We start from the raw sequence: 22,964 nt of genomic DNA on the forward strand, positions 1-22,964 counted from the left end.
ACCGTCGTGGACCTGCTCACCAACTCCTTCCCCCAACTACTGCAGGGGCTGGCCATCACCCTGTCCCTCGGCGTCGTGTCCTTCGTGCTCGGCTCCGCTCTCGGAGCACTGATCGCGCTTGCCCGGATATCCGACGTGCGGTTTCTCCGTGCACTGGCGATCAGCTATGTCTCGATCTTCCGTGGAACCCCGCTACTGATCCAGATCCTCATCATCTACTTCGGCCTGCCGCAGATCGGCATCCAGCTCGAACCGATCCCCTCGGCCATCCTCGCACTCACGTTGTTCGCGGCGGCCTACCTCAGTGAGAATTTTCGCGGCGGGATCCTCGGCGTCGACATCGGGCAGTGGGAAGCGGCGAACTCGATGGGGATGCCCTACTGGCGAACGTTCCGCCGCATCGTGTTCCCGCAGGCGATCAGAGTGGCCACACCTGCCGTCGGGAGCCGCTTCATCGCATTGATGAAGGACACGTCGCTGGCGTCGGTCGTCACCGTCGTCGAGCTGACCCGGGTCGCCGAGAGCATCGGGAGTTCGACCTTCCGCTACATGGAGGCGTTCTTCCTCGTCGGGGCCATCTACTGGCTGATCAACACTCTGCTCTCGATCGGACAGGGTGTGCTGGAACGCCGAATGGGAAGGGCGTACGCAACATGAACAGCACGCCGGTGCAGGTCGAGGGGATCCGCAAGAGGTTCGGTCGAACGGAGGTGCTGGCCGGCGTGGACCTGAGTGTCCAGCGCGGCGAGGTCGTCGTCATCATGGGCTCGTCCGGCTCGGGCAAGACGACCCTCCTGCGCTGCATGAACCTCCTCGAGGAACCCGACGAGGGCACGGTGAGCATCTGCGGCTGCGTGGTGCAGTGCGGCCGCCGCGTTCGCGGGCGCAAGCACCGCCAGCAGGTGCAGCTCGCGCGCCAGCGCACCGGGATGGTGTTCCAGCAGTTCAACTTGTTTCCACACCTGACCGCGCTCGACAACGTCATCGAGGGCGCCTGCCACGCGCGTGGCCTGCCCCGCGTCCAGGCCGTCCCGCTGGGGGAACGCCTGCTCGACCGCGTCGGGTTGGCCGCGAAGCGCGACGAGCACCCTGCCCGCCTGTCCGGCGGGCAGAAGCAGCGGGTCGCGATCGCACGCGCGCTCGCGATGGAACCAGAAGTCGTCCTGTTCGACGAGCCCACCTCAGCGCTCGACCCCGAGCTGCACGACGAGGTGCTCAGCGTGATTCGCGAGCTGGCCGCCGACGGCATGACGATGGTGATCGTGACCCACGAGACGCAGTTCGCCCGTGACGTGGCAGACCGCGTCGTCTTCATGGACGGTGGGGTCATCGTCGAGCAGTCCGCGCCCGAGGTCTTCTTCACCCGGCCCACGAATGTGCGCGCACGCTCGTTCCTCCGGCTCGTCGAACACCAGCCACCTCCACCAGCGGCGGTGCACACCGAGGTCGTCCACCACTCGGAGGGCGCATGAGCACCAGTGCACCCGAGCGCATCAGCGCCATCGACGCCGCACGCGCCCGGCGCGAGACCCCCGGCTGCGCCGAGGTCGTGCACCTCAACAACGCCGGTGCAGCGCTCATGCCGGCCCCCGTGCTCGACCGCGTCGTCTCCCATCTGCGCCTGGAGGCTCGGATCGGTGGCTACGAAGCAGCAGCCCGCGAAGCAGCCGCCATCGAAGCCGTGTACAGCTCCGCCGCCCGGATGCTCGGCTGCGACCCGGGCGAGATCGCTCTCGTCGACAGCGCGACGCGGGCATGGATGACGGCGTTCTACGCCATTCCTTTCCGACCCGGCGACCGGATCCTCACGAGCTCCGCCGAGTACGCCAGCAACTTCATCGCCTACCTGCAGTTGGCTCAGCGCTACGACCTGAGCGTCGAGGTCGTACCCAATGACGAGTCGGGGCAGTTGTCCGTGCTCGCCCTGCGGGAGCTCATCGACGATCGGGTCCGGCTGATCTCCCTGACCCACATCCCGACCAACGGCGGTCTGGTCAACCCCGCCGCCGAGGTCGGCCAAGTGGCACGCGAAGCGGGGGTGCTGTACCTGCTCGATGCATGCCAGTCCGCCGGCCAGCTCCCACTGGACGTCGAGGCGATCGGCTGCGATCTGCTCTCCATCACCGGACGCAAGTACCTGCGGGGACCTCGGGGGACGGGACTGCTGTACGTGCGCCGCGAGGTCCTCGACGACCTTTCACCGCCGATGCTGGACCTGCACTCGGCGACGTGGGTCGCCCGCGACCGCTACGAGGTGCGGCCGGACGCGCGCCGGTTCGAGACCTGGGAGAGCAACATCGCCGCAGGACTCGGACTCGGCGCCGCGCTGGACTACGCCATGGGTTGGGGCCTGGCGGCGATCCGCGACCGCGTTTACCAGCTCGGCGAGGATCTGCGCGAGCGGCTGTCGGACCTGCCAGGGATTCGCGTCCACGATATCGGCCGGGAACGGTGCGGCATCGTCACCTTCACGGCCGCGGGCATGCCGCCGCTCCAGGTGAAGGAGCTGCTGGCCGGACACGGCGTCAACGTCAGCGTCACACGCACTCCCTCCACCCGTCTCGACATGGAGGCTCGGGGACTCGAGGAGCTGGTGAGGGCCTCGGTCCACTACTACAACGCCGACGCGGACCTGGACCTGCTGTGCCGGATCCTGCGCGACCGCAATCGATGATCGGGGCCTCGATTACTCCCGACGCCTGACGATCACCTCCAAGGTGACGGGCCACACCTCCCTACCCCCTCTAGGGTACCCCCCTATGGTATGTTGACCGAGTACGGAGGAGGAGGAGAGATGAACGGCTACGCCCAGGACAAGGACGCCTACCTCAAGCGGATGCGCCGCATCGAGGGCCAGGTCCGCGGAATCGCCAAGATGATCGAGGACGACAAGTACTGCATCGACGTGCTCACCCAGGTCTCCGCGGCCACCAAGGCCCTCGAGGCCGTCGCCCTGGGGCTGCTGGACGAGCACCTCAAGCACTGCGTCACCCAGGCTGCGGCCGAGGGCGGCACGTTGGCCGACGAGAAGGTCGCCGAGGCGAGCGCCGCGATCGCGCGGCTCGTCAAGAGCTGAACGCCCCGCCGAGAAGGAATCGAGAGATGAGCGAGAGCACCTACACCGTCACGGGCATGACCTGCGAGCACTGCGTCGCCTCGGTCACCGAGGAGATCAGCGAGATCGACGGCGTCAACGACGTCGCGGTGGATCTGGCCGCCGGGGCCGTCCGCGTCACCAGCACCCGGCCCGTCGACGAGGCGCGCATCCGCGCGGCCGTCGAGGAAGCCGGCTACCAGCTCGCCGGATGACGCCGGCCATCAGCCGCAGGGCTGTCACGTAGAGAGAACACACACAGAGAGAACGGGACATGAACACCGCAGCGAAGCTCTCCGCCTACGGTGCGGCGCTCGCCCTGGTAGTCACGGGTGCGTACGCCACCGGCACCGCTGTCGGTCCCCTCTACACCGCCACCGCCGATTCCGGCGCACACGGCGCTATGTCCGGCGCAGCACCCTCGGGTGATGGGGACGCCGGGCACGGGGACACCCACAGCGGCACCGTCGCGGAGGCCGCCGACCAGCCCGCCGGGCTGGCGTCGAGCAGGGGCGGCTACACCCTCACGCCCACCGACCCGACGCTGACCCCGGGAACCTCAGAGGACTTCACCTTCCGCATCATCGGACCGGACGGCGCACCGGTCACGGCCTTCGACGTCGAGCACGACAAGCGGATGCACCTCATCGTCGTACGCCGCGACACCACCGGCTTCCAGCACGTCCACCCCGAGATGGCCGCCGACGGGACCTGGGCGGTCCCCCTCACCCTGCCCGCCGCGGGCTCCTACCGGGCGTTCGCCGACTTCACACCGACCGGTGGCGAGGGCACCACGCTCGGCGTCGACGTGGCTGCTCCGGGCGCGTTCGAGCCGGTCACCCACCAGCCCACCCGCACCGCGGTAGTGGACGGCTACGAGGTGCAGCTCAGCGGCGAACTGGTCGCCGGGCAGGCGTCCCCACTCACCCTGACCGTCCGCAAGGACGGGCAGCCGGTGACCGACCTGCAGCCCTACCTCGCCGCCTACGGACACCTCGTCGCGCTTCGTGAGGGCGACCTGGCTTACCTGCACGTGCACCCCGAGGGCACGCCGGGCGACGGCCGCACCCCGGCCGGACCGGAGATCCGGTTCATCGCCGAGGTGCCCAGCGCCGGCAGCTACAGGTTGTTCCTGGACTTCCAGCACAACGGCGTCGTCCGCACGGCGGAGTTCACCGACGCCGCGAGCGGGTCGACCCCTGCCGCGAATGCGGGCGCCTCCGGTGAACACGGCGATGGCCACTGAGCGGGAAAGGACTCGGATCATGAGCACCACCACGACGGCACCCTCGGGTGCCGCTGTCACCGACATCGAACTGGCCATCGGCGGCATGACGTGCGCGTCCTGCGCCAACCGGATCGAGCGCAAGCTCAACAAGCTCGACGGCGTCACCGCCACCGTCAACTACGCCACCGAGAAGGCGCGCGTCAGCGCACCGGAGGGGGTGGACCCCGCCACTCTCGTGGCGCAGGTCGAGGCGGCCGGCTACACGGCCACGCTGCCGCGGCCCCCGGCCTCGCACGACGGCGAAGAGCAGGCTGAGGATTCTGACCCGACGATCGCGCTGCGCAACCGCCTGGTCACGAGCATCGTCCTGTCGGTCCCTGTGATCGCGGTGGCAATGGTCCCTGCGCTCCAGTTCACCTACTGGCAGTGGATCTCCCTTGCCCTCGCCGGGCCGGTCGTCGTCTGGGCGGCGTGGCCGTTCCACCGCGCAGCCTGGGCGAACCTGCGCCACGGCGCCGCGACCATGGACACGCTGATCTCGATGGGCGTGCTCGCGGCGTTCGCATGGTCGCTCTACGCCCTGCTGCTCGGGACCGCAGGCGTGCCGGGGATGACCCACCCGTTCGAGCTCACCATCGCACCGAGCGACGGCGCGGGGAACATTTACCTGGAGGTCGCGACCGCCGTCACGACGTTCATCCTGGCCGGGCGGTACTTCGAGGCCCGCTCCAAGCGGCGGGCAGGCGCAGCCCTCCGTGCGCTGCTCGAGCTCGGCGCGAAGGAGGTCGCCGTTCTGCGTGACGACCCAGCCGGAACGGCCAACGAGGTCCGGATCCCCATCGACCAGCTCGCGGTCGGAGACCGGTTCGTGGTCCGGCCGGGCGAGAAGATCGCCACCGACGGCGTGGTCGAGGACGGGTCCTCGGCAGTCGACGCCTCGATGCTCACCGGCGAATCCGTCCCCGTGGAGGTCGCACCCGGCGATTCCGTCGTCGGCGCGACGGTCAACGCGGGTGGCCGACTGGTCGTGCGCGCCACCCGCGTCGGTTCCGACACACAGCTCGCGCAGATGGCCAAGCTCGTCGAGGACGCCCAGAACGGCAAGGCCGCTGTGCAGCGGCTCGCCGACCGCATCTCCGGCGTGTTCGTGCCGATCGTCATCGCCCTGGCTGCCGGCACGCTCGGGTTCTGGCTCGGCACCGGCGCCGGTGCCGCGGCCGCCTTCACCGCCGCGGTGGCGGTGCTGATCATCGCCTGCCCCTGCGCATTGGGCCTGGCGACGCCCACCGCGCTGCTCGTCGGTACCGGGCGCGGCGCGCAGCTGGGGATCCTGATCAAGGGGCCGGAGGTGCTCGAGTCCACCCGCCGCGTCGACACCGTGGTCCTCGACAAGACCGGAACCGTCACCACCGGTCAGATGAGCCTGGTGGGCGTGCACGTCGACACCACAGACGGCGCCGACGAGTCCGAGGTGCTGCGGCTGGCCGGGGCACTGGAGAACGCCTCTGAGCACCCCATCGCGGCCGCGGTCGCGCGTGGAGCGCAGGACCGGCTCGGCGCCCTCCCCGAGGTCGAGGAGTTCACCAACGTCGAGGGGCTCGGGGTGCAGGGCGTGGTCGACGGACACGCGGTGCTCGTCGGGCGGACGGCGCTGCTGGAGCAGTGGAGCCAGCCGCTGACGCCCGCTCTCGCCGCTGCGAAGGCAGCGGCCGAGGCCGAGGGCCGCACGGCGATCGCCGTCGCCTGGGACGGCGCTGCCCGCGCGGTGCTGGTCGTGTCGGACACCATCAAGCAGACGTCGGCGCAGGCCATCGCCCAGCTCCGCGATCTCGGCCTCACCCCGGTGTTGCTCACCGGGGACAACACCGCCGTTGCGCACGCGGTCGCCGCCGAGGTGGGGATCGACGAGGTCGTCGCCGAGGTGCTTCCGGCCGACAAGGTCGATGTCGTCAAGCGTCTCCAGGCCGATGGGAAGGTCGTCGCGATGGTCGGCGACGGGGTGAACGACGCCGCCGCCCTCGCTCAGGCCGACCTGGGCCTGGCCATGGGCACCGGCACCGACGTCGCCATCGAGGCCAGCGACATCACCCTCGTCCGCGGCGACCTGCGAGCCGCCGGCGACGCGATCCGGCTCTCCCGCCGCACGCTCGCCACGATCAAGGGCAACCTGTTCTGGGCGTTCGCCTACAACGTCGCCGCCCTGCCGTTGGCCGCTTCCGGCCTGCTGAACCCGATGATCGCCGGTGCGGCGATGGCGTTCAGCTCGGCGTTCGTGGTGGCCAACAGCCTGCGGCTACGCCGGTTCGCCTCGCGGGCCGACGAGCAGCCCAGCGCACTCACCGCCGAGGACCACCGCCGGCCTGAGGTCGCGGCGATCGCGAGTTGATCCTTGTGCGAAGGCGTCGCCGGCCCGGCACCGGGTCGGCGACGTCCCGTGTGTCCCGGCTACTGCGCTGCTCTTCCCCCAAGAGCCGTGCACGTCCGCGTCTCCGGCATGATGGGAGCCAGTGGACCCGCAGGAAGTCGTGACGCGCGGCCATGCCGTTGGCGTGGCCCGGCTCGTCCTGCTCCTCCTCGCCGCTGTCGGTTTCCTGGCCATGCACGGGCTGGCGGCGACCGACCCGCTCGGCGCGCACCACACTCCGATCACCACGGCGGGGCCGACGACTGAGGCCGCCACGATGGAGCACATGGCCGGGGGCGACCGCACTGCTCCCACCGCCGCCGCACACACGTCGGATCCTCGCGGCGGCGAGGACGGACACGCGATGATGGCTGCGTGTGTGTTCGTGTTGATCAGCGCGCTCGCCGGCGTCGCGCTCCGCGCGCTGTTCGGCGGGGTCGACGGCACGCCGCCGACCCTCCTCCGGATCACCGCGCACGAGCGGCAGCGTCCCCGTGCACCACCACACCCGATCTTCCTGTCCCTCTGTGTGTTCCGGCTGTAGAGACAGCGACCCGGCGCTGACCGGGGTACTCGTCCCGCACAGTCACCCTCCGCAGAGGAGATTTCGCATGTCCAAGGTCCGTATGTCCACGCGCGCCTGCCTGGCCGGCGGCGCACTCGCGCTGTCCCTGACCCTGTCCGCCTGTGGCGGTGCATCGACGCCTGCCGGCGCCCCTCCGAGCACGGCCGCCGAGGCGACCCCGAGCGCTACGGCCCCGGAAGGGGTCAGCGCGGAGCACAACGAGGCAGACATCCGCTTCGCCCAGATGATGATCCCGCACCACCGCCAGGCCGTGGAGATGGCCGAGATGGCCGTCGAGCGCGCGGAGAACCCCGATGTGAAGGCCCTCGCCGAGCAGATCCAGGCGGCTCAGGACCCGGAGATCGCCACCATGACCGGCTTCCTCGAGACCTGGGGTGCCGAGGTCCCCGACGACGGCGGTATGGCCGGCATGGACCACTCGGACATGCCGGGGATGACAGACCCGGGCATGTCCGGCATGGACGGAATGACGACGCCGGAGCAGATGGAACAGCTGCAAGGCGCTACCGGTGCAGCGTTCGACAGGATGTTCTTGGAGATGATGATCATCCACCACGAGAGTGCCGTCCGCGACTCCGAGCGTGAGCTGGCGGAGGGCGTGAACCCCCAGGCCAAGGACCTCGCGGCGCAGATCATCGAGGCGCAGAACGCGGAGATCGCCCAGATGCGGCAGATGCTGCAGGCGAGCTGACGCAGTCCGGTTCACCTTCCGGCCGGGGGAGCACTGCGCGCTCCCCCGGCCGTCTCCGCCTCCCGAGGAGTCGCTGTGCGCATCGTTCGCATCCTCTTGCCCCTCGTCGCAGCAGCCGCTGTCGCGGGCTGCGCTGCTCCCGGACCCTCGCCCGGCACCGGTGCCGCTCGCGCTGATGCCGGTTCCGACCCCGGGTTCGGCCACGTCCACGGCATCGATCTGAACCCGGCGGACGGACTGATCTACGTCGCCGCCCACAACGGCGTCTTCCGACTGGGTCCGGACGGTCCGAGGCGGATCGCCGACCGCTATCAGGACACGATGGGCTTCGTCGTGGCCGGCCCGGACCTGTTCCTCGCCAGCGGTCACCCCGACCTCCGCGAGCCGGGGCCCCCACACCTGGGACTCATCCGGAGCACCGACCGGGCGCAGACGTGGACGAGCGTCTCTCTGGCCGGCGAGGCCGACTTCCACTCCCTCACCGTTACCGGAGCGACGATCTACGGGTTGAACTCCACCGACGGGCTCGTCATGCGCAGCGACGATGACGGTGAGAACTGGCAGCGCGGCGCCGAGCTCGGGATGGCATACCTCGAGGCTGATCCGAAGGATCCCCTGCGAGTGCTCGCGACCGCACCGGACGGACTGTTGGAGAGCACCGACGGCGGGTTGACGTTCATTGCCTCGAGCGAGCAACCACCACGATTGCTCGCGGTCGTCGACCACACCGAGGAGGACGGCTCCGAGACCGAGCCGATCCTCGCCGGAGTCGACGAGGCCGGAGGCGTCTGGGAGTTCAGCGACCGGGGATGGAGCCAGACCGGCACCCTCTCCGGTGCACCGCAGGCGTTCACAGTCCTCGCCGGCGGCCGCTACGCCGCGGCCACGACCGAGGGCGTATTCACGTCGGATGACGCAGGCCGCACCTGGAGCAGGATCATCGCCCCGACCGGCTGAGGTCGGTCCACCAGTACTGCTGGGCGATGCCGCCCACGCTGTCACACCCGACGTCGGGCAGGGCGCGTGCCTGTCGATCGAGGACGCTGTCGTGCTCGCCGCCGCGCTCGAGCGGAGCGGCTGGTCCGGACCTCCGGCACCCTCGGTCAGAACCTGCAGGTCCGCAACACGGCACTGGCCTGGGTTCGCGACACCATCGCCGGGCTCCTGCCGAGTTCGGCGTTCCTGCGCTTCGCCGGAGGGGCCCTTTTCTGGGCGCCACCGCCGCTCCCCGCCGGTGGCCACGGGATGCACGACCTGCGGCGAGGAGGAGGTTGACCCACGCTTCATCCCGGGTCGACCGAGGGTCGCCATGGGCGAGACCGCCTCAGCGCGATCCTCGTGGCACTGCGACGTCGCTGACGCCTCCGGTCGACGGGTCGACTGCCGCGTCTACGACGTCGCCACCGAGGTAGCGCCGCGGCGAGGTGCCGACGGTTCGGCGGAAGGCGGCGAGGAACGCGCTCGGCGTTGCGTATCCCACGGCGTGTGCGACCCGGGACACGGGTTGGCCTTCTGCGAGGAGGGGCAGGGCGGCCCGCAGCCGCACATGGGTGCGCCAGCGATCGAAGCTCATACCCGTATCGTGGACGAACAGTCGGGTCAGGGTGCGTCGACTCACTCCGACGGCCCGTGCGTGCGCCTCGAGGCTCCGACGGTCAGCGGGCTCGGCGAGCAGCGCGTCGGCCACGGCGCACACGCGTTCGTCCGCAGGATGCGGCACATCGATGGGCAGGGTCGGCAACGGGTGCAGCAGGTCCAGGACGACCGCCTCGGCCCGCAGCCTTGCGTCCTCGGCGAGGTCGTCGCGACCGAGATGGCCGATCAGGTGGGCCAGCAGCCCGTCGACGCCGACCGGCGTGGGCTCCGCCCAGTCCAGATCGCATCGGCCCGGCTCGAGGTAGAGGCTGCACAGCACCGCGTCCCGCGTGGCACCGGTCCGGTGAACGACCCCCGCGGGCAACCACAGTGCCCGCGTAGGCGGCAGGACCCAGTACGTGTCGGCGACGGCGACGCCGAGCACGCCCCGACGAGTCCAGGCCAACTGGTGCTGCGGGTGGCTGTGCGGCGGGATCCACTGCCCCGACGCCAACGGGAAGTTGCCCACGACGATCGCCCCCACTCCGAGTGGGACGGCACCGACGAAGGCCTCGGTCATGGTCCGAGCGTATGTCCTCAACACGACATGATGTGGCCCGGTCGCGGATTGAGGCCATCCCGCTGCGTACTTACCGTCGTCGCATGTCGATCAACCCTCCGATCCACCGGCGCTACCGCCGTGCCACGTCCCCAGGTCGCCCGGCGTGACAGCAACAGTCGCCACAACGTTCCGCCGCCGGCGATGGACGCTGATCGTGCTCTGCCTCGTGCAGTTCATGCTCGTCCTGGACGACACCGTGGTCAGCGTCGCCCTTCCCAGCGTCCGGGACGATCTCGGCTTCGGCGCATCCGGCTTGGCCTGGGTCGTCAATGCCTACTTCCTCGCCTTCGGAGGCCTGCTGTTGCTGTTCGGTCGCGCGGCCGACCTGCTGGGCCGCCGCCGCGTCTTCCTCGGCGGCGTGGCACTGTTCGGTGCGGCGAGCCTCGTCTGCGGTCTCGCCCAGGAACCCTGGCAACTCGTGGCCGGACGGTTCGCTCAGGGGGCGGGCGCAGCCATGGCCAGCCCGGCCGCGCTGTCACTGATCACACTCCTGTACCCCGGCACCGAGGAGCGTGCCAAGGCCCTCGGCATCTGGGGCGGCATCGCGGGTCTCGGCGGCACCCTGGGCCTGGTGATCTCCGGGGCACTGACGGGCCTCGCCTCATGGCGCTGGATCTTCCTGATCAACCTGCCCGTGGCTGTGCTGGCCGTCGCCCTGCTGCCGCGCCTGGTCGCCGAGAGCCGCGCCACCCGCAAGGCGCGCCTGGACGTACCCGGTGCAGTCCTGGGCACCGGCGCAGTCCTGTCCCTGGTCTACGGCCTGCTCCGTGCCGGGGAGTCAGGTGGGGACGACGTCGCCGTCGTCGGGCCCCTGCTCCTCTCAATCGTCCTGATCGTCGCGTTCCTCGCTGTCGAGTCGCGCACAACCGAGCCACTGGTGCCGCTGTCGTTCCTGGCCCACCGGGCCCGCGCCGTCGCCACCAGCACGACCCTGCTGTTCTCCGCCGCCTTCTACGCGATGGCCTTCCTGCTGATGATCCACCTGCAGACCGTGCTCGGCTACGGCCCGCTCGAGGCGGGCCTCGCCTACCTGCCCTACGGCGCCGGAATCCTCGCCGGCATGTGGCTGTCCTCCCGCGCGGTGATCAGACTCGGGATGCGATGGGCCCTGGTCGTGTCGTTCCTGATCAGCTCGGCGGGGTTGCTCCTGCTGTCCGGCGCGGCGCCGGGCGACGGCTACGCGTCCGGCGTGCTTCCCGGCATGCTCGTCACGAGCCTCGGATGCGGCCTGAGCCTGCCCGCCCTGACCGTCGCGGCGGTCACGGACACCACCGGGGAGAATGCCGGTCTCGGCTCGGCCGTCCTGAGCTGCGTCCAGCAGGTCGGCGGCGCCGTGGGGGTGGCGGTACTGGTCACGCTGGCCGCACACCGCAGCGACTCCCTGGCCGGATCGACCGGGCCGATGGTCGCCGCGACGGAGGGTTTCTCGTTCGCGCTCTCCGTCGCTGCCGCCCTTCTGGCGCTCGGTGCCGCTGTCATCGCCACACTGCTCCGGAACCGCCACTCATGATCGCGGTCACCGCCCGCGAAACTCGGGCGAGCTGCGAACCCGACTTCACGTGCCGATCGGCAGGAACAGCCGCGTGAGGACGGCACGGCGATCGGTGCCGGGCACGTCACGCACAGAGGCGGACCCAACGTCGATCCCCGCGGTGTCGCCCGATCGTGCACACGGGTGGGCGGCACTCACTCATCGCTCACTGTTACCTTGTCGTCACTGTGAGCGGCAGACGAGCGGATGCTGGTGCACGGCACCTGACGCCCTGTGCTGCGCTCCTCGTCCTCGCCGCCCTGCTCCTGGTCATCTTCTCCGCACCGTGCCTGCACCTGCCAGAAGCCAAGACCGGGCCGGTCACGACCGCCACCGTTGGCCCTGCTGCGACCGGCGGAGAGGATGGCACCTGTACAACGGCCGTCGAGAGCATCACCACGAGCGCCCGGAGTGCCGAAGCGCCGCGCGGAGATGCGGACGTCGTCAACCGAGTGCCGTCCGTTCCCGAGATGGCGCCGGCACGTTCGTACCTGCCCAGTGCTGTCCGTGGTCATCCCAGGCAGCCACACGGCCAGGGCCTGTTGCTCCTGCTGGAGATCGCAAGGACGTGAGGAGCCGCCGCGGAACTGCGGGGGAACATGCCCCCGCTTCCGCCCCCGCGACCGCTCCCCGCCCTGCGCGCTGATCTGGTGCGCGCGATTCCGATGAGGACGACACGCAGTGGAAACAACCCTGGAACAACGCTCCCCGGCCGTCGACGTCACCACTCGCCTCTGCGCCGCCGTTGGCGACACCCCTGTCATGTTCATCGACGAGCCGTTCACCCCGCGCGGCCGCGGGTACTGGGCGAAGCTCGAGGGCGCCAACCCGGGTGGCATCAAGGATCGCCCCGCCCTCCACATGATCCGACGTGCCCGTGAACGCGGCGACCTCCGACCGGGGGCCCGCATCGTGGAGTCGACCAGCGGCACCCTGGGCCTCGGCCTGGCACTGGCCGGCATCGCCTACGGGCACCCGGTGACCCTGGTCAGCGACCCGGGCATGGAGCCCATGATGGTCCGGATGCTGCGCGCCTACGGGGCGCAGGTCGACGTCGTCGACCTGCCCTCCCCGCACGGCGGCTGGCAGGAAGCGCGCCGCGAGCACGTGAGAGGTCTGCTGGCCCGGGACCCCGATGCCTACTGCCCCGACCAGTACAACAACCCGGACAACGTGGCGGCGTACGGCCCCCTGGCCCGAGAGCTCCTGTCCCAGGTTGGGCGGATCGACGTCCTCGTCTGTTCGGTCGGAACCGGCGGACACTCCGCCGGCATCGCCGCGGAGCTCCGCCGGCACCAGTCCGAACTGCGGCTCGTGGGCGTCGACGCCACAGGCTCGACGATCTTCGGGCAGCAGGCCCGCCCTCGGCTCATGCGGGGTCTCGGCTCGAGCATCTACCCCCGGAACGTGGACTACGGCGCGTTCGACGAGGTGCACTGGGTGGCCCCCGCCGAGGCCGTCTGGGCGTGCCGGGCGCTGGCAGCCAGCAGCTACACGAGCGGCGGATGGAGTGTCGGCGCAGTCGGGCTCGTGGCGGGCTGGGCGGCCCGGACGCTTCCATCTGGCACCCGGATCGTGGCGATCTTCCCGGACGGGCCCCAGCGCTACTTCGACACCGTCTACAACGACGACTACTGCCACACGCACGGCCTGCTGGGGGTGCGACCGGCCCGCGAACCCGAGCTCCTGGTGCACCCGGCGCACCGCAACGTGGAGCGCTGGACGCGGTGCGCCAGTGTGATCGACCCCCGCGCCACGCCGGGGTTCGGCTGATGCGGGCATTCGCCCAGTACCGGTCGTTCCCGCGGCCGGTGCAGCTGTTGCTGCTCAACCAGCTCACCATCAACGTCGGGTTCTACATGCTCGTGCCCTACCTCGCCGCGCACCTGTCCGGCGAGCTGGGTCTGGCGACGTGGTTGGTGGGGCTCGTCCTGGGCGTACGCAACTTCGCCCAGCAGGGGATGTTCCTGCTGGGCGGCAGTCTCGCGGACCGCTTCGGGTACAAGCCACTCATCGTCGCGGGCTGCGCCCTGCGCACGATCGGGTTCGGACTGCTCGGGGTCGTCGACTCCGTTCCTGCACTGATCGCGGCCTCGGCGGCGACCGGGTTCGCAGGCGCCCTGTTCAACCCGGCCGTGCGGGCCTATCTCGCACAGGACGCCGGGGAGCGCCGCGTGGAGGCGTTCGCCCTGTTCAGCGTGTTCTACCAGGCCGGCATCCTGCTCGGGCCGCTGATCGGGCTCGCCCTCACCGGGGTCGCGTTCTCCCTCACCTGCGCCGTCGCTGCGGCGGTGTTCGCGCTGCTGACCGTGTTGCAGATCCGAGCCCTGCCGCAACGATCCGGCGCCGCGGACACCGCCAGGGAGTCGATGCTGTCGACCTGGCGTGCCGTGGCGAGCAACCGGTCGTTCGTGCTCTTCGCCGTGGCGATGATCGGCTCCTACGTGCTCTCCTTCCAGGTGTACCTGGCCCTGCCCCTGCAGGCGAACCTGATCATGCGCTCGGAGCTGGGGGCGAGTGGGGCCGTCGCAGCGGTGTTCGCCGTCTCCGGCCTGGTGACGATTCTCGGTCAGCTACGCGTGACGGCCTGGTGCCGTCAGCGCCTCGGACCAGGCCGCTCCATGGGCATCGGACTCGCCACGATGGGCGCGGCCTTCGTCCCGTTGCTGGTCGCCGAGCTCGTGCCCGTCGAGCCGACCGGCGCCGCAGCCGTCGTGGTCGGGCTGGTCGCGTTGATCATGGCCTCGGCGGTGCTCGCGCTGGGCACCGCGATCGTCTTCCCCTTCGAGATGGACACCATCGTCTCGCTGTCCGGCGACCGGTTGGTCGCCACGCACTACGGGCTCTACAACACCGTGTGCGGCGTGGGGATCATGCTCGGCAACCTGGGCACGGGCTGGGCGATGGATCTCGCGGCGGCCCGCGGCCTTCCGGCCGTTCCGTGGCTCGCTCTCCTCGTCCTCGGCCTGATCTGCGCCGCCGCACTCCGGTCGTTGCGGCGCCGGGGACTACTGCCTGCCGAGCCCGAGACGAAGCGCGCGGGAGGTCGGCACCGCTCGCCCGGCCGGCGGCGCAGGGACCGCCCTGCACGCGTGACTGCCGGGACCGCTGCTGTTCAGCCGCCGTCCCCCACTCCTGTCGGGCACGAGCCGGCCACGGAGCCACTGAGGTCGTACAGCGTCGCGCCCTTGTTCCGGCCGGCGCCGCCACCTCCTTCGGCTCCCGCTCGTCGCCCTGATCAGCACATCGGTCTCAGGCGGAACGGCGGCGGCTACGAAGGGCGAGCTTCTGCCCTTACAGTCCGGGCGGGCCGTAGAGGCTCGGCGCCGTGAACGCGTTCCCCGATGTCTGCGCGGCGGCCCTCACTCGAGAGGCAGGACGTGGCACGGCACCACTCCCCCCGTGACCGCAACCGGCAGCCGCTCCCGTCCACGCATCCGCGCGGGCCAGGTATCCGCTCGGCGCGGCGGTCGGCCGTCCACGTCCTCCTGCTCGGCCACGCGGCGGTGGCGACCACCGTCGCCACCGCCGGCACGCTCACCGTCGTGCACGGCGATGTGATTCCCACCTTCCACGAGAACCTGTTGGCCGCGAGCTCAGCACCCGAGGACGCGGCACTCGGGCTCTCGGGGCTGCGCGCGAGTGTCGAACCGGTAGCCCCGGATCCGGAGCCGTTCGACCCTGCTGCGCTGGTCAAGGCGGTCAGCTTCGAGCACGCTCGAGCCGAGCGCGAGGCACGTGCGCGGGAGGCCGCTGCGGAACGAGCCCGATGCCAGGCCGACAGGGCCGGTTTCGGAGCGGTCAAGCCGTGGGTCGCGCAGGCCGGGGGGCTTCTGCGCTGCGAGTTCGACATCGCCACGGTCGGCGGTGTCGCCCAGCGTGCCAGCGCATCTGATCACCCCCGCGGTCTGGCCATGGATTTCAGGGCCGATCGCGCAACAGGGGACGCGCTCGCCGAATGCGCGCTGGACAACATGCGAGCCCTCTCGGTCAAGTACGTCATCTGGCGGCAACGGATCAACTACGGCGAAGGCTGGGAGCCCATGGAGGACCGGGGCTCCCCCACGGGCAACCACATGGGTCATGTCCACATCTCGTTCGACAGCCGCCCCAGTGGCACCGGACCGGCGTCCTGCTGATCTCCAGCTCAGCGGCCTTCAGCCGATCGCCGGTACTGTCTCTTTCATGCCGCTCGTCCCTTCCCGCCTCCGACACCACACTGAGGTGCCGGAAGGCCGAGGGTGCTCGCCTGCGAGGGCGCCTGGGACGGCCAGGGCCGGGAGGTCGAGGCACGCCTACCGGAAAGACGAGACCTGATGCGGCCGCCGTCGACCCTCGCGGGGCTGATCCGGTCGTTCGCTCCTCGGACCGGCCAGGTTCTCGCCGTCGTCCTGCTCCTTTCGGCGCTATGCGCCCTCGGGGCGAGCGTGCCGAGCGGCTCCGGGCACGACGGACATAACGCGCACACCTCCTCATCCGCGTCGGTCGGTGCGTCTGACGGCTGGGGCGCTCCGACCGCAAATGGCGAGGGCGAGGGCGAGGGCGGTGGTGAACACTCCTGCGAGCACGAGCGCTCGTCGGCGGCGCCGCACGTCCCGGTTCCCCCCGCTGTCGCAAAGACGCCCGGCTTCGGGAGCGGGCTGAATCCCGACGCCGACACGTTCTCCACACTCGTCCGTGCCGACTCCCCGCATCTCCGCGGTCCCCGCCCACACATCCTCTGCGTGCTGCGCACATAGCGGGAAGACCGCCGGGTTCGAACTGCACCTGTACGTCCCCAAGACTTGAGCAGCCCGGCGCGCCGACTCCGCATCCGCCAAGCAGCACGTCGTGAGGATGATCAGCATGTCCGGCACCGATGACCGCAGTCCTGGCAGCATCGAGCAACTCGCCCTGTCGTGGGGCCTCAGCCCGGAACAAGCGCGGAAGGTCGCGGCGACCGCAGCAGCACTCGCCGCGGGAGCTCTCCCGCTGGACGAGCACCTTCCCCGGCAACGGGGAACCGCGGCCCGAATCCCGGTGCAGCGTCACTCGTCCGCATCCGGAGACGCCGACGAGGAAGCGACGGCCGCCGAGCCGCGACAGGTGGGGAACTGACGATTCATTCTGGCCAGGGAAATGGACAAGAGGACTGCGCCACCGACCGCCGCCGCGGCGGGTGGGGCCGCTGCAGCGAGCGGGGGATTCTCGCTGCAGCGGCCCCAGTTCGGGACGGCTCTCGCGACGACGCCGTCAAGCATCCGCTTGAGAACCGATGCGCCTCAACACGATCTACGTACGTGCACAGTACTAGGTCGGAGCGCACTTTGCCCTCCTGGCTGTCGCCGAACTGCAACGTCCGCGATCCCAAGGCTCTACCCTGGGCGGTCACAGGAGGCGGAGGCGCGGTGCGACGTTTGGGTGAGCTCGAAGCGGTCATCATGGACCGGCTGTGGGCGATCGACGACAGCGCGACCGTGCGCGACGTGTTCGAGCAGCTCCAGCAGGAGCGACACATCGCTTACACGACCGTCATGAGCACGATGGACAACCTGTACCGGAAGGGCTTCCTCGATCGCGAGCGGGACGGCCGCGCCTACCGGTATCGGACGCTGAACAGTCGAGCGGCATACCGGGCGGAGCTGATGCAGCAGGCGCTCGGCACCGAGACCGATCACGAAGCCGTTCTCACACACTTCGTCGGTCAGCTCTCGGAGGACGAGCGGCAGCGGCTTCAGGCGGTGCTGCAGCGCACCGCGGACGGCCGGCGAGAACTGTGACGCTCGCGATCCTGCTGGTGCTCTACAGCCTGACCGTCGCCGTACTCGCACCCCCAGTGCTCGACCGGATCACCCGCGAGGGGACCGCTCCCCGCCTGGCCATCACCGCGTGGGCCGGCGCAACCGGCGGTGTGCTACTCGCCTGGGTACTGGCCGCAGCCCTCATCGGTCGCTCGGTCCTGCTCACCGACCGCGACATGCACGACGTGCTGATCGACTGCTTCGACACGATCGGACGCATGGCAATGGGCAGCCACGGCGCGGTGCTCCAGATGGCTCTCCTCGTGCTGGCGACACTGTCCGTCGCGGCGGTCGCCGTGCTGATCGGTCGCCTCGCGGTGGCGTTGGGCCGGGCCAGGATGCGTACGCACCAGCATTGTCGCACCGCACGACTGGTGGCCGACCGCGGCAGCGGACCCGAGGGTTCGGTGGTATTGGACACCGCCGAGCGGACCGTCTACTGCGTCGCGGGGCGCCCGCCGACGATCGTCATCACCCGAGGAGCGCTGGAAGCGCTCGACGACGCCCAGCTCGCCGCGGTGCTCGCGCATGAGCGCGCACACCTGTCCGGCCGACACCACCTATTGATCGCGTCAAGCCGCGCTGTCGCCACAGTGCTACCCCACCTGCGGGTGTTCCCGGCCGGCGCGGCGGCAATCGGACGGCTCATCGAGATGCGAGCAGACGATGTGGCCGTACGCCGCCACCCGGGCTCCACCCTCGTCTCGGCGCTGCTGACCCTGTCGGGCGTCGAGCCGGTTCCCGGTGCCGCCCTCGGTGCGAGCAGCGTCGGGCTCATCGATCGGGTGGAGCGACTCCTGGCCCCACCCGATCCCCGCCTGGCCACCCCAGTCCGGTTCGCCCTCATGGCCTCGGCGCTCGTGTTGCTGGTCGGTCCTGTCGCGGTGGCGGGGCTGGTGACCCTCCTGCCGCACCTCTGCCCGTTCCCCCTCTTCTGATCGATGCTCCCGCGTCGAAGCCGGCACGATGAGCATCGCCACCTACCCGCACGGACAACCCGATCACCCGGTACCGGAGAACGCACCCTAGGTCGTATGGGAGGACGTGCAGGCTGACGCCGATCGGCGCTACCGTCGGCGGAAGCGTCGCTCGCGCCCAGCCGCATGACCGGGGAGGAGGTACCGGATGACCTGCGATCCTGGTGCCTACTCGTTCCGCGGGGCCGCCACCTTCGGTGCGTGCGTCACCTTCGTGGTCGCGGTGGTCTCCGACGTCGCCGCAGGCGGACGCCCACTGCACACGATGACGCTTGGTCTCGTCGCGCTGGCGGTCGCGGGGCTTCGGCTGCTGCTGGCCGGCCGGCACGGCGGCCTGTTCGCCACGATCCGCGGTGCCGTCGTCGCCCAGCCCGCGCTGCACGCCGCAACGAAGCTCCTACCGGTTCCACCGGACCCCGACGTGAGCCTGGTCGGTCACGTCACCGCGGAGTCGTCGACGACTGCGCTGCACGTCCTGGTCGCCGCAGTGATCGTCGCGGCGGTAGCCGGAGCCGAGCGGTTGTTCCTCGCGGTCGCCACATCGCATCCGTTCACGCGCTGGCTGCGCCTCATGTGGTCGGGCGCCCGCCCGCAACCGCCTGCTCCGTTTGCGGAGCCGCACCCTGCACCGCCGACCCGGCGGCCGCACCTGACGCCTGCTCCTCGGCGGGGTCCTCCGGTGGAGCCGCGAGCCAGCCTCGTCTAATCCGACATACAGACGCAGGCCATGGCTGCCCGCCATCGAGCATGTCGGCCAACGCCCACTCGGGGCTGGCTGGGTCGCTCCAGCAGCCTGCCGTCGTCTCATCCGTCGTCCAGTCGCGCGTTCCCGGGCCCCCTCCGGAGGCATCGATGTCCTCACCTCACGCACCCGTACCTGACCATCCAGCTGGAGGTCACGCGACCGTCCCGGTCCCTTCCGATACCGGCTCAGCGACCGGGCACGCTCAACCCCCACCGATCCCGACGCCCCCGAATCCGCCGCGGTACATCATCCGCGACTCGCGGGTCGGCGACCTCCCGGTCACCGCCCGCCTCCACATCGGCGAGCTGCAGATGGGCCTGTTCCCCCGATTGGGCCCGTGGTTCGTCGGACGCTGGCATCGCGCGTATCAGGAGAGCGCGGATGCCGTAGCGCTGTCGGCAGTCCGGCGCGACGGAGACGGCGGCGAAGAGGTTGTCGGCTTCCTGATCGGCGCCACCGATCGAGCGGCGTTCCTGCGGGAGCTGGTCACCCGGCACCGCAACGCTCTGCTCGTCCGCGGCGCACTCGCACTGGCGCTGCGGCCAGGCGTGCTCGCCCGGTTCGCGCGGACGAGGATCCGCCCCTATTTGCGCCGGCTCCGGAACGCAGAGAGGAGCTCGACTCAGGAACAGGGCGCCCGAATCGCCGATCTGGCCGCGATCGTGATCGTGCCGCCCCTGCGCGGTTCCGGCGCCGGCAGCGCTCTCGTGGCGGAGTTCCTCCGCCGATGTGCGGCTGCGGGTGCGTCGGCCGCCGAGCTCGTGACCGCGTCCGGATCCTCTGGTGCCGCAGGCTTCTACGCCCGCACCGGCTGGATGGACATGGGAGGACTCGTCACCCGCGACGGCGTTCAGGTCCAGCGGTTCCGCCGCCTGACAGCCGAGACGGCTGAAGACTGATGCGCACTGTCCTCAGGTTGGCGGTCGCCATAGCCGCCGTTGCCACGGGCTTCGCCGCGCTGGTCGTCGCGCTGGTCGCCGCGCCGGCGGCCTCGGGCTCGCCCCCCGGACACGGTTCCCTCCGGCCCGAATCGGCGGCGGCTTCAGCCGGCTCAGCCGCGCCATCGAGCCGTGAGCCGGTGCCGATGGGCCCCGCCCGTTCGGCCCTGACCCCATCGAGCAGCAGCTTCACACCTGGCCGGTACGACGTCCAAGCCCAGGCCAAGCAGGCCGCCGCGGACTTCGTCGAGCGGGTCGGAACCTGGCGATCCTCCGAGCCGGACGCCCCGTCCGCCCGGCTGACGGCCGCCGGATACCCGGCCGAGCTGATGGCGACGGCCGCGCCGCTGCTGGACTCCGCGGCGCACGAGGCCACGACCACCCTCATCTACCCCCAGTACGGCGGCCTCACCGACCGCGCCGCCAGCGTCATGGTGCTCGCCCGCCAGGAACTGCACATCGACAGCCGTGACCGCGTCCGGGACGTGCTGCTCGACGTGCGGATGGCGCGGACGGCCGACGGGACATGGCAGGTGACTCCGACCATCGATCCGGCCCGCCCGCAGATCGCGGCGCCACGTGCCGGAGGCCCGAGCCCGCTGGGTCGCACGATCCTGGAGGACCCTGCCGTCCTCATACCCGAGCCGGGTCGTGCCGACATCACCGACCGTCGTGCGAACGACCCGATCCTCGCAGTTCTCGCCCGGCTCGCCGACACCTACACGCTGGACGTGCAGGTGATCGTCTCCGGCCACCCCGGCACCGTCTTTCCGAGCACACACCTGTCCAACCACGCAGTCGGCCGGGCCGTCGATGTTCGGGCGGTCGACGGCCGGCCGGTCAGCAGCATCCCGCGGGATGATCCGCTGCTTTCCGAGTTCATGATTGCGGCGGGACGCGCCGGGGCGACCGAGGTAGGCGGTCCGATCGTGCCCAGCGGGCGGGGCTACTTCAGCGACGACGTCCACCAGGACCACTTCCACCTGGGGATCACCCCGACCGAGCAGCCGGCCGTACCGCCAGGTCGCTCGGGATGAGCACGACCCAAGCCCTGCTCGTGTTCCTCGGGATGCCGCTCGCGCTCGTCGGGTCGATCACTGGCGACACCATCAACGCGCGTCCTCGCACATGGCTGCGGACGCCGGCGGCAGCCGTCGTCACCACCGTCTCCGTCCGACACTCACCCCGCAGCCGGGAGTACCAGCCGGGTGAGGATCGCACGGTGGTCGGTGCCGGGCACGTCCCGCACGGCGGCGGACACGACACCGATCCCCTCGGTCACGAACACGTGATCGATCTGCGCTCCGAGCCAGCGGGGCACCCATGCCGGCCACGTGGCGACGAGCCCCTGCCCACGTGCCGCGGTGGCGTCATCGCAGCCCGCGATCACCGAACGCAGCAAGGAGTGATCGAGCGTGGCGTTGAAGTCGCCGGTGACAACGGCGGGAGTCGAACCCGAGCACCAGCGCTTGACCTGTTCGAGGTCCCGGGTCCACTCGGGGAGCTCGTGCGGTTCCGTGGGGGCCATCGAGTGGAACCCGACGAAGCGCAGGGCGCCGAGTCCACCACCGCTGACCTCGATCATCGGGAACGGCGTCGTCGTGTCGACCCGGGTCCCGACCGCGCCGAGCCGGCCGGTGACGGCCACGGTGATGCCCCACACATCGGCGCGTTCGGGCCCGGTCGTGCTGGTGAGGCGGTATCCGAGTGGCTCGACCAGTGGTGCGAGACGCGAGTGGTAGGCGGCGCCCGCCTCGACCAGCGACACGAGATCGGGACGCTCCGACCGGATCACCGCGGCCACCGCGGCCACATCCGCGTCGCCCTCATAGGTGTTGAGCGTCAGCACGGTCAGGGGCCGGCCCGCCGCCGCAGGGGACGGGTCCGCGACGGCGCGAGGCAGCACCATCCAGCCGGCGACCAGCACGATCGCGAGCAGGCCCGCGGCGAACGGCCGCGCGTACCGTCGCCGCACCGCCGCGGCCAGGAGCACGACGGCCAGGGCCGCCGCCACCGCGAGGATCTGTGGGCGGAACGCCACGAGCTGCACGAACGGGACGACACCGCCAAGACCGAACAACAGGTCGGGCAACATCACCGCTGCGAGGACGACGAGCGCGCCTGCGGCGGCAACTATGCGAGCCCGGGACCTCCGCGGCGCAGTGGAACCGCCGGCGACCGTGCGGGACGACGCGTTCACGAGTCCGAATCTGCCCGACGGTTGCTGTCCCTACGCTGAGAACCTTCCCCGGATTCCATCCCCGCCGCCTCAAGACGCCGCCCACCCCCACCGATCGGCCGGCTGCGCCGCACCGCTCTCCCCGTCCAGCCGGTTATGCCTACGAGCAGCACGCCGGTCGCAGAGATCGCCAATGTCGAGGGCACCGCAGGCCCACCCAGCTGGACCGCCAGCCTCAGGATCAGCCCGAAGGCGTAGAGCACGAGCAAGGTCATGACCAGGCCCATGTGCGCGAGCATCCGGCGCTGGGCCGCGGTGCCGTCGGGGATCGGGCCTGCCGCGACCATCCCGGCGATCCCGGCGACGACCGCGGCGACCAGACCGGCGCCGGTCAGCCAGGTCCCGACGCGGACCAGGAAGGCCGGGTCGCCGCTGAACAGCGACGCGACGTCGAAAGCCAGGCCGGACGACCAGCACCCGATGGGCGCGAGGACCAGGACCGAATGCAAGCTGCGCCCGGACGGAGGCGAGACGCGCGCTGTGGATGACGGATCGGACATGACTGCGGTGCTCCTGCCGGTGGTGTCCGGAGTGTCGCACCCCGGCGGATCGTC

At 70.6% G+C, this 22,964-nt stretch carries 23 protein-coding genes and 1 pseudogene; 21 read left to right on the forward strand and 3 right to left on the reverse strand.

Translation table 11 applies throughout. The features are described 5' to 3' along the window. Window positions 1–6: 6 nt before the first annotated feature. The 11 genes and pseudogenes from FB558_RS27730 to FB558_RS45805 all read left to right on the forward strand — a co-directional run. On the forward strand, window positions 7–657 hold the full coding sequence (locus tag FB558_RS27730) for an amino acid ABC transporter permease (RefSeq protein WP_142058291.1): 651 nt from the start codon (window positions 7–9) through the stop codon (window positions 655–657). Beyond that, on the forward strand, window positions 654–1,472 hold the full coding sequence (locus FB558_RS27735; RefSeq protein ID WP_142058293.1) for an amino acid ABC transporter ATP-binding protein: 819 nt from the start codon (window positions 654–656) through the stop codon (window positions 1,470–1,472). The genes FB558_RS27730 and FB558_RS27735 overlap by 4 nt, the downstream gene beginning before the upstream one ends. After that, window positions 1,469–2,674 (forward strand): aminotransferase class V-fold PLP-dependent enzyme, encoded by a 1,206-nt coding sequence (locus FB558_RS27740; RefSeq protein WP_142058295.1) that lies wholly within the window; start codon window positions 1,469–1,471, stop codon window positions 2,672–2,674. Before FB558_RS27735 ends, FB558_RS27740 begins: the two co-directional genes overlap by 4 nt. 120 nt (window positions 2,675–2,794) lie before the next feature. Then, window positions 2,795–3,076 carry a metal-sensitive transcriptional regulator gene (locus FB558_RS27745; RefSeq protein ID WP_142058297.1) on the forward strand — a complete coding sequence of 94 codons (282 nt, stop codon included), beginning with the start codon at window positions 2,795–2,797 and terminating at the stop codon, window positions 3,074–3,076. 26 nt (window positions 3,077–3,102) lie between these two features. Further along, window positions 3,103–3,309: a heavy-metal-associated domain-containing protein gene (locus FB558_RS27750; RefSeq protein WP_142058299.1), complete on the forward strand. Its 207-nt coding sequence runs from the start codon at window positions 3,103–3,105 to the stop codon at window positions 3,307–3,309. Between the two features lie 59 nt (window positions 3,310–3,368). Continuing rightward, the gene (locus FB558_RS27755; RefSeq protein ID WP_142058300.1) at window positions 3,369–4,340 is read left to right on the forward strand and encodes a hypothetical protein; all 972 of its coding nucleotides are present in this window, start codon (window positions 3,369–3,371) and stop codon (window positions 4,338–4,340) included. Between the two features lie 19 nt (window positions 4,341–4,359). Continuing rightward, window positions 4,360–6,708, forward strand: coding sequence for a heavy metal translocating P-type ATPase (locus FB558_RS27760; protein WP_142058302.1), 2,349 nt, complete (start codon window positions 4,360–4,362; stop codon window positions 6,706–6,708). A gap of 121 nt (window positions 6,709–6,829) precedes the next feature. Beyond that, window positions 6,830–7,270: a DUF6153 family protein gene (locus FB558_RS27765; RefSeq protein ID WP_142058304.1), complete on the forward strand. Its 441-nt coding sequence runs from the start codon at window positions 6,830–6,832 to the stop codon at window positions 7,268–7,270. Window positions 7,271–7,352: 82 nt separating this feature from the next. Beyond that, entirely contained in the window at window positions 7,353–8,003 is a 651-nt protein-coding gene (locus tag FB558_RS27770) for a DUF305 domain-containing protein (protein ID WP_142058306.1), read from the forward strand. Window positions 8,004–8,078: 75 nt separating this feature from the next. After that, on the forward strand, window positions 8,079–8,960 hold the full coding sequence (locus FB558_RS27775; protein WP_142058308.1) for a F510_1955 family glycosylhydrolase: 882 nt from the start codon (window positions 8,079–8,081) through the stop codon (window positions 8,958–8,960). Continuing rightward, window positions 8,914–9,015 (forward strand): annotated as a pseudogene (locus tag FB558_RS45805) (hypothetical protein); the annotation flags it as partial. The gene FB558_RS27775 and the pseudogene FB558_RS45805, both read left to right, overlap by 47 nt. 312 nt (window positions 9,016–9,327) lie before the next feature. Here FB558_RS45805 and FB558_RS27780 read toward each other — a convergent pair. Then, a complete protein-coding gene (locus FB558_RS27780; protein ID WP_342787520.1) occupies window positions 9,328–10,107 on the reverse strand; it encodes a helix-turn-helix transcriptional regulator in 780 nt (259 codons plus the stop codon). A gap of 196 nt (window positions 10,108–10,303) precedes the next feature. Here FB558_RS27780 and FB558_RS27785 point away from each other — a divergent pair, with 196 nt between their 5' ends. The 10 genes from FB558_RS27785 to FB558_RS27820 all read left to right on the forward strand — a co-directional run bounded on the left by FB558_RS27785 (window position 10,304) and on the right by FB558_RS27820 (window position 21,208). Continuing rightward, a complete protein-coding gene (locus tag FB558_RS27785; RefSeq protein WP_142058312.1) occupies window positions 10,304–11,710 on the forward strand; it encodes an MFS transporter in 1,407 nt (468 codons plus the stop codon). A 783-nt stretch (window positions 11,711–12,493) separates the two neighbouring features. Further along, a complete protein-coding gene (locus FB558_RS27790; RefSeq protein ID WP_142058314.1) occupies window positions 12,494–13,504 on the forward strand; it encodes a PLP-dependent cysteine synthase family protein in 1,011 nt (336 codons plus the stop codon). Continuing rightward, window positions 13,504–15,063: an MDR family MFS transporter gene (locus tag FB558_RS27795; RefSeq protein ID WP_142058316.1), complete on the forward strand. Its 1,560-nt coding sequence runs from the start codon at window positions 13,504–13,506 to the stop codon at window positions 15,061–15,063. Before FB558_RS27790 ends, FB558_RS27795 begins: the two co-directional genes overlap by 1 nt. 174 nt (window positions 15,064–15,237) lie before the next feature. After that, the gene (locus FB558_RS44060; RefSeq protein WP_211366878.1) at window positions 15,238–15,870 is read left to right on the forward strand and encodes a VldE C-terminal domain-containing protein; all 633 of its coding nucleotides are present in this window, start codon (window positions 15,238–15,240) and stop codon (window positions 15,868–15,870) included. Window positions 15,871–16,576: 706 nt separating this feature from the next. After that, a complete protein-coding gene (locus FB558_RS43445) occupies window positions 16,577–16,828 on the forward strand; it encodes a hypothetical protein (RefSeq protein WP_170231552.1) in 252 nt (83 codons plus the stop codon). 290 nt (window positions 16,829–17,118) lie between these two features. Further along, window positions 17,119–17,490 carry a BlaI/MecI/CopY family transcriptional regulator gene (locus FB558_RS27805; protein ID WP_211366879.1) on the forward strand — a complete coding sequence of 124 codons (372 nt, stop codon included), beginning with the start codon at window positions 17,119–17,121 and terminating at the stop codon, window positions 17,488–17,490. Next, the gene (locus FB558_RS27810) at window positions 17,487–18,449 is read left to right on the forward strand and encodes a M56 family metallopeptidase (protein ID WP_142058318.1); all 963 of its coding nucleotides are present in this window, start codon (window positions 17,487–17,489) and stop codon (window positions 18,447–18,449) included. The genes FB558_RS27805 and FB558_RS27810 overlap by 4 nt, the downstream gene beginning before the upstream one ends. Before the next feature lie 187 nt (window positions 18,450–18,636). Further along, on the forward strand, window positions 18,637–19,194 hold the full coding sequence (locus tag FB558_RS43450) for a hypothetical protein (protein ID WP_170231554.1): 558 nt from the start codon (window positions 18,637–18,639) through the stop codon (window positions 19,192–19,194). A gap of 350 nt (window positions 19,195–19,544) precedes the next feature. Next, window positions 19,545–20,132, forward strand: a complete 588-nt coding sequence (locus FB558_RS43455; protein WP_170231555.1) for a GNAT family N-acetyltransferase — start codon at window positions 19,545–19,547, stop codon at window positions 20,130–20,132. 185 nt (window positions 20,133–20,317) lie between these two features. After that, window positions 20,318–21,208 carry an extensin family protein gene (locus FB558_RS27820; RefSeq protein ID WP_142058322.1) on the forward strand — a complete coding sequence of 297 codons (891 nt, stop codon included), beginning with the start codon at window positions 20,318–20,320 and terminating at the stop codon, window positions 21,206–21,208. Window positions 21,209–21,351: 143 nt separating this feature from the next. On the opposite strand, the gene FB558_RS27825 is transcribed toward FB558_RS27820, so the two are convergent. Then, a complete protein-coding gene (locus FB558_RS27825; protein WP_142058324.1) occupies window positions 21,352–22,371 on the reverse strand; it encodes an endonuclease/exonuclease/phosphatase family protein in 1,020 nt (339 codons plus the stop codon). Beyond that, window positions 22,368–22,910, reverse strand: coding sequence for a DUF2231 domain-containing protein (locus FB558_RS27830; RefSeq protein ID WP_170231556.1), 543 nt, complete (start codon window positions 22,908–22,910; stop codon window positions 22,368–22,370). The genes FB558_RS27825 and FB558_RS27830 overlap by 4 nt, the downstream gene beginning before the upstream one ends. Window positions 22,911–22,964 lie beyond the last annotated feature (54 nt).

This window comes from Pseudonocardia kunmingensis, from assembly GCF_006716445.1.
Taxonomy (GTDB): domain Bacteria; phylum Actinomycetota; class Actinomycetes; order Mycobacteriales; family Pseudonocardiaceae; genus Pseudonocardia; species Pseudonocardia kunmingensis.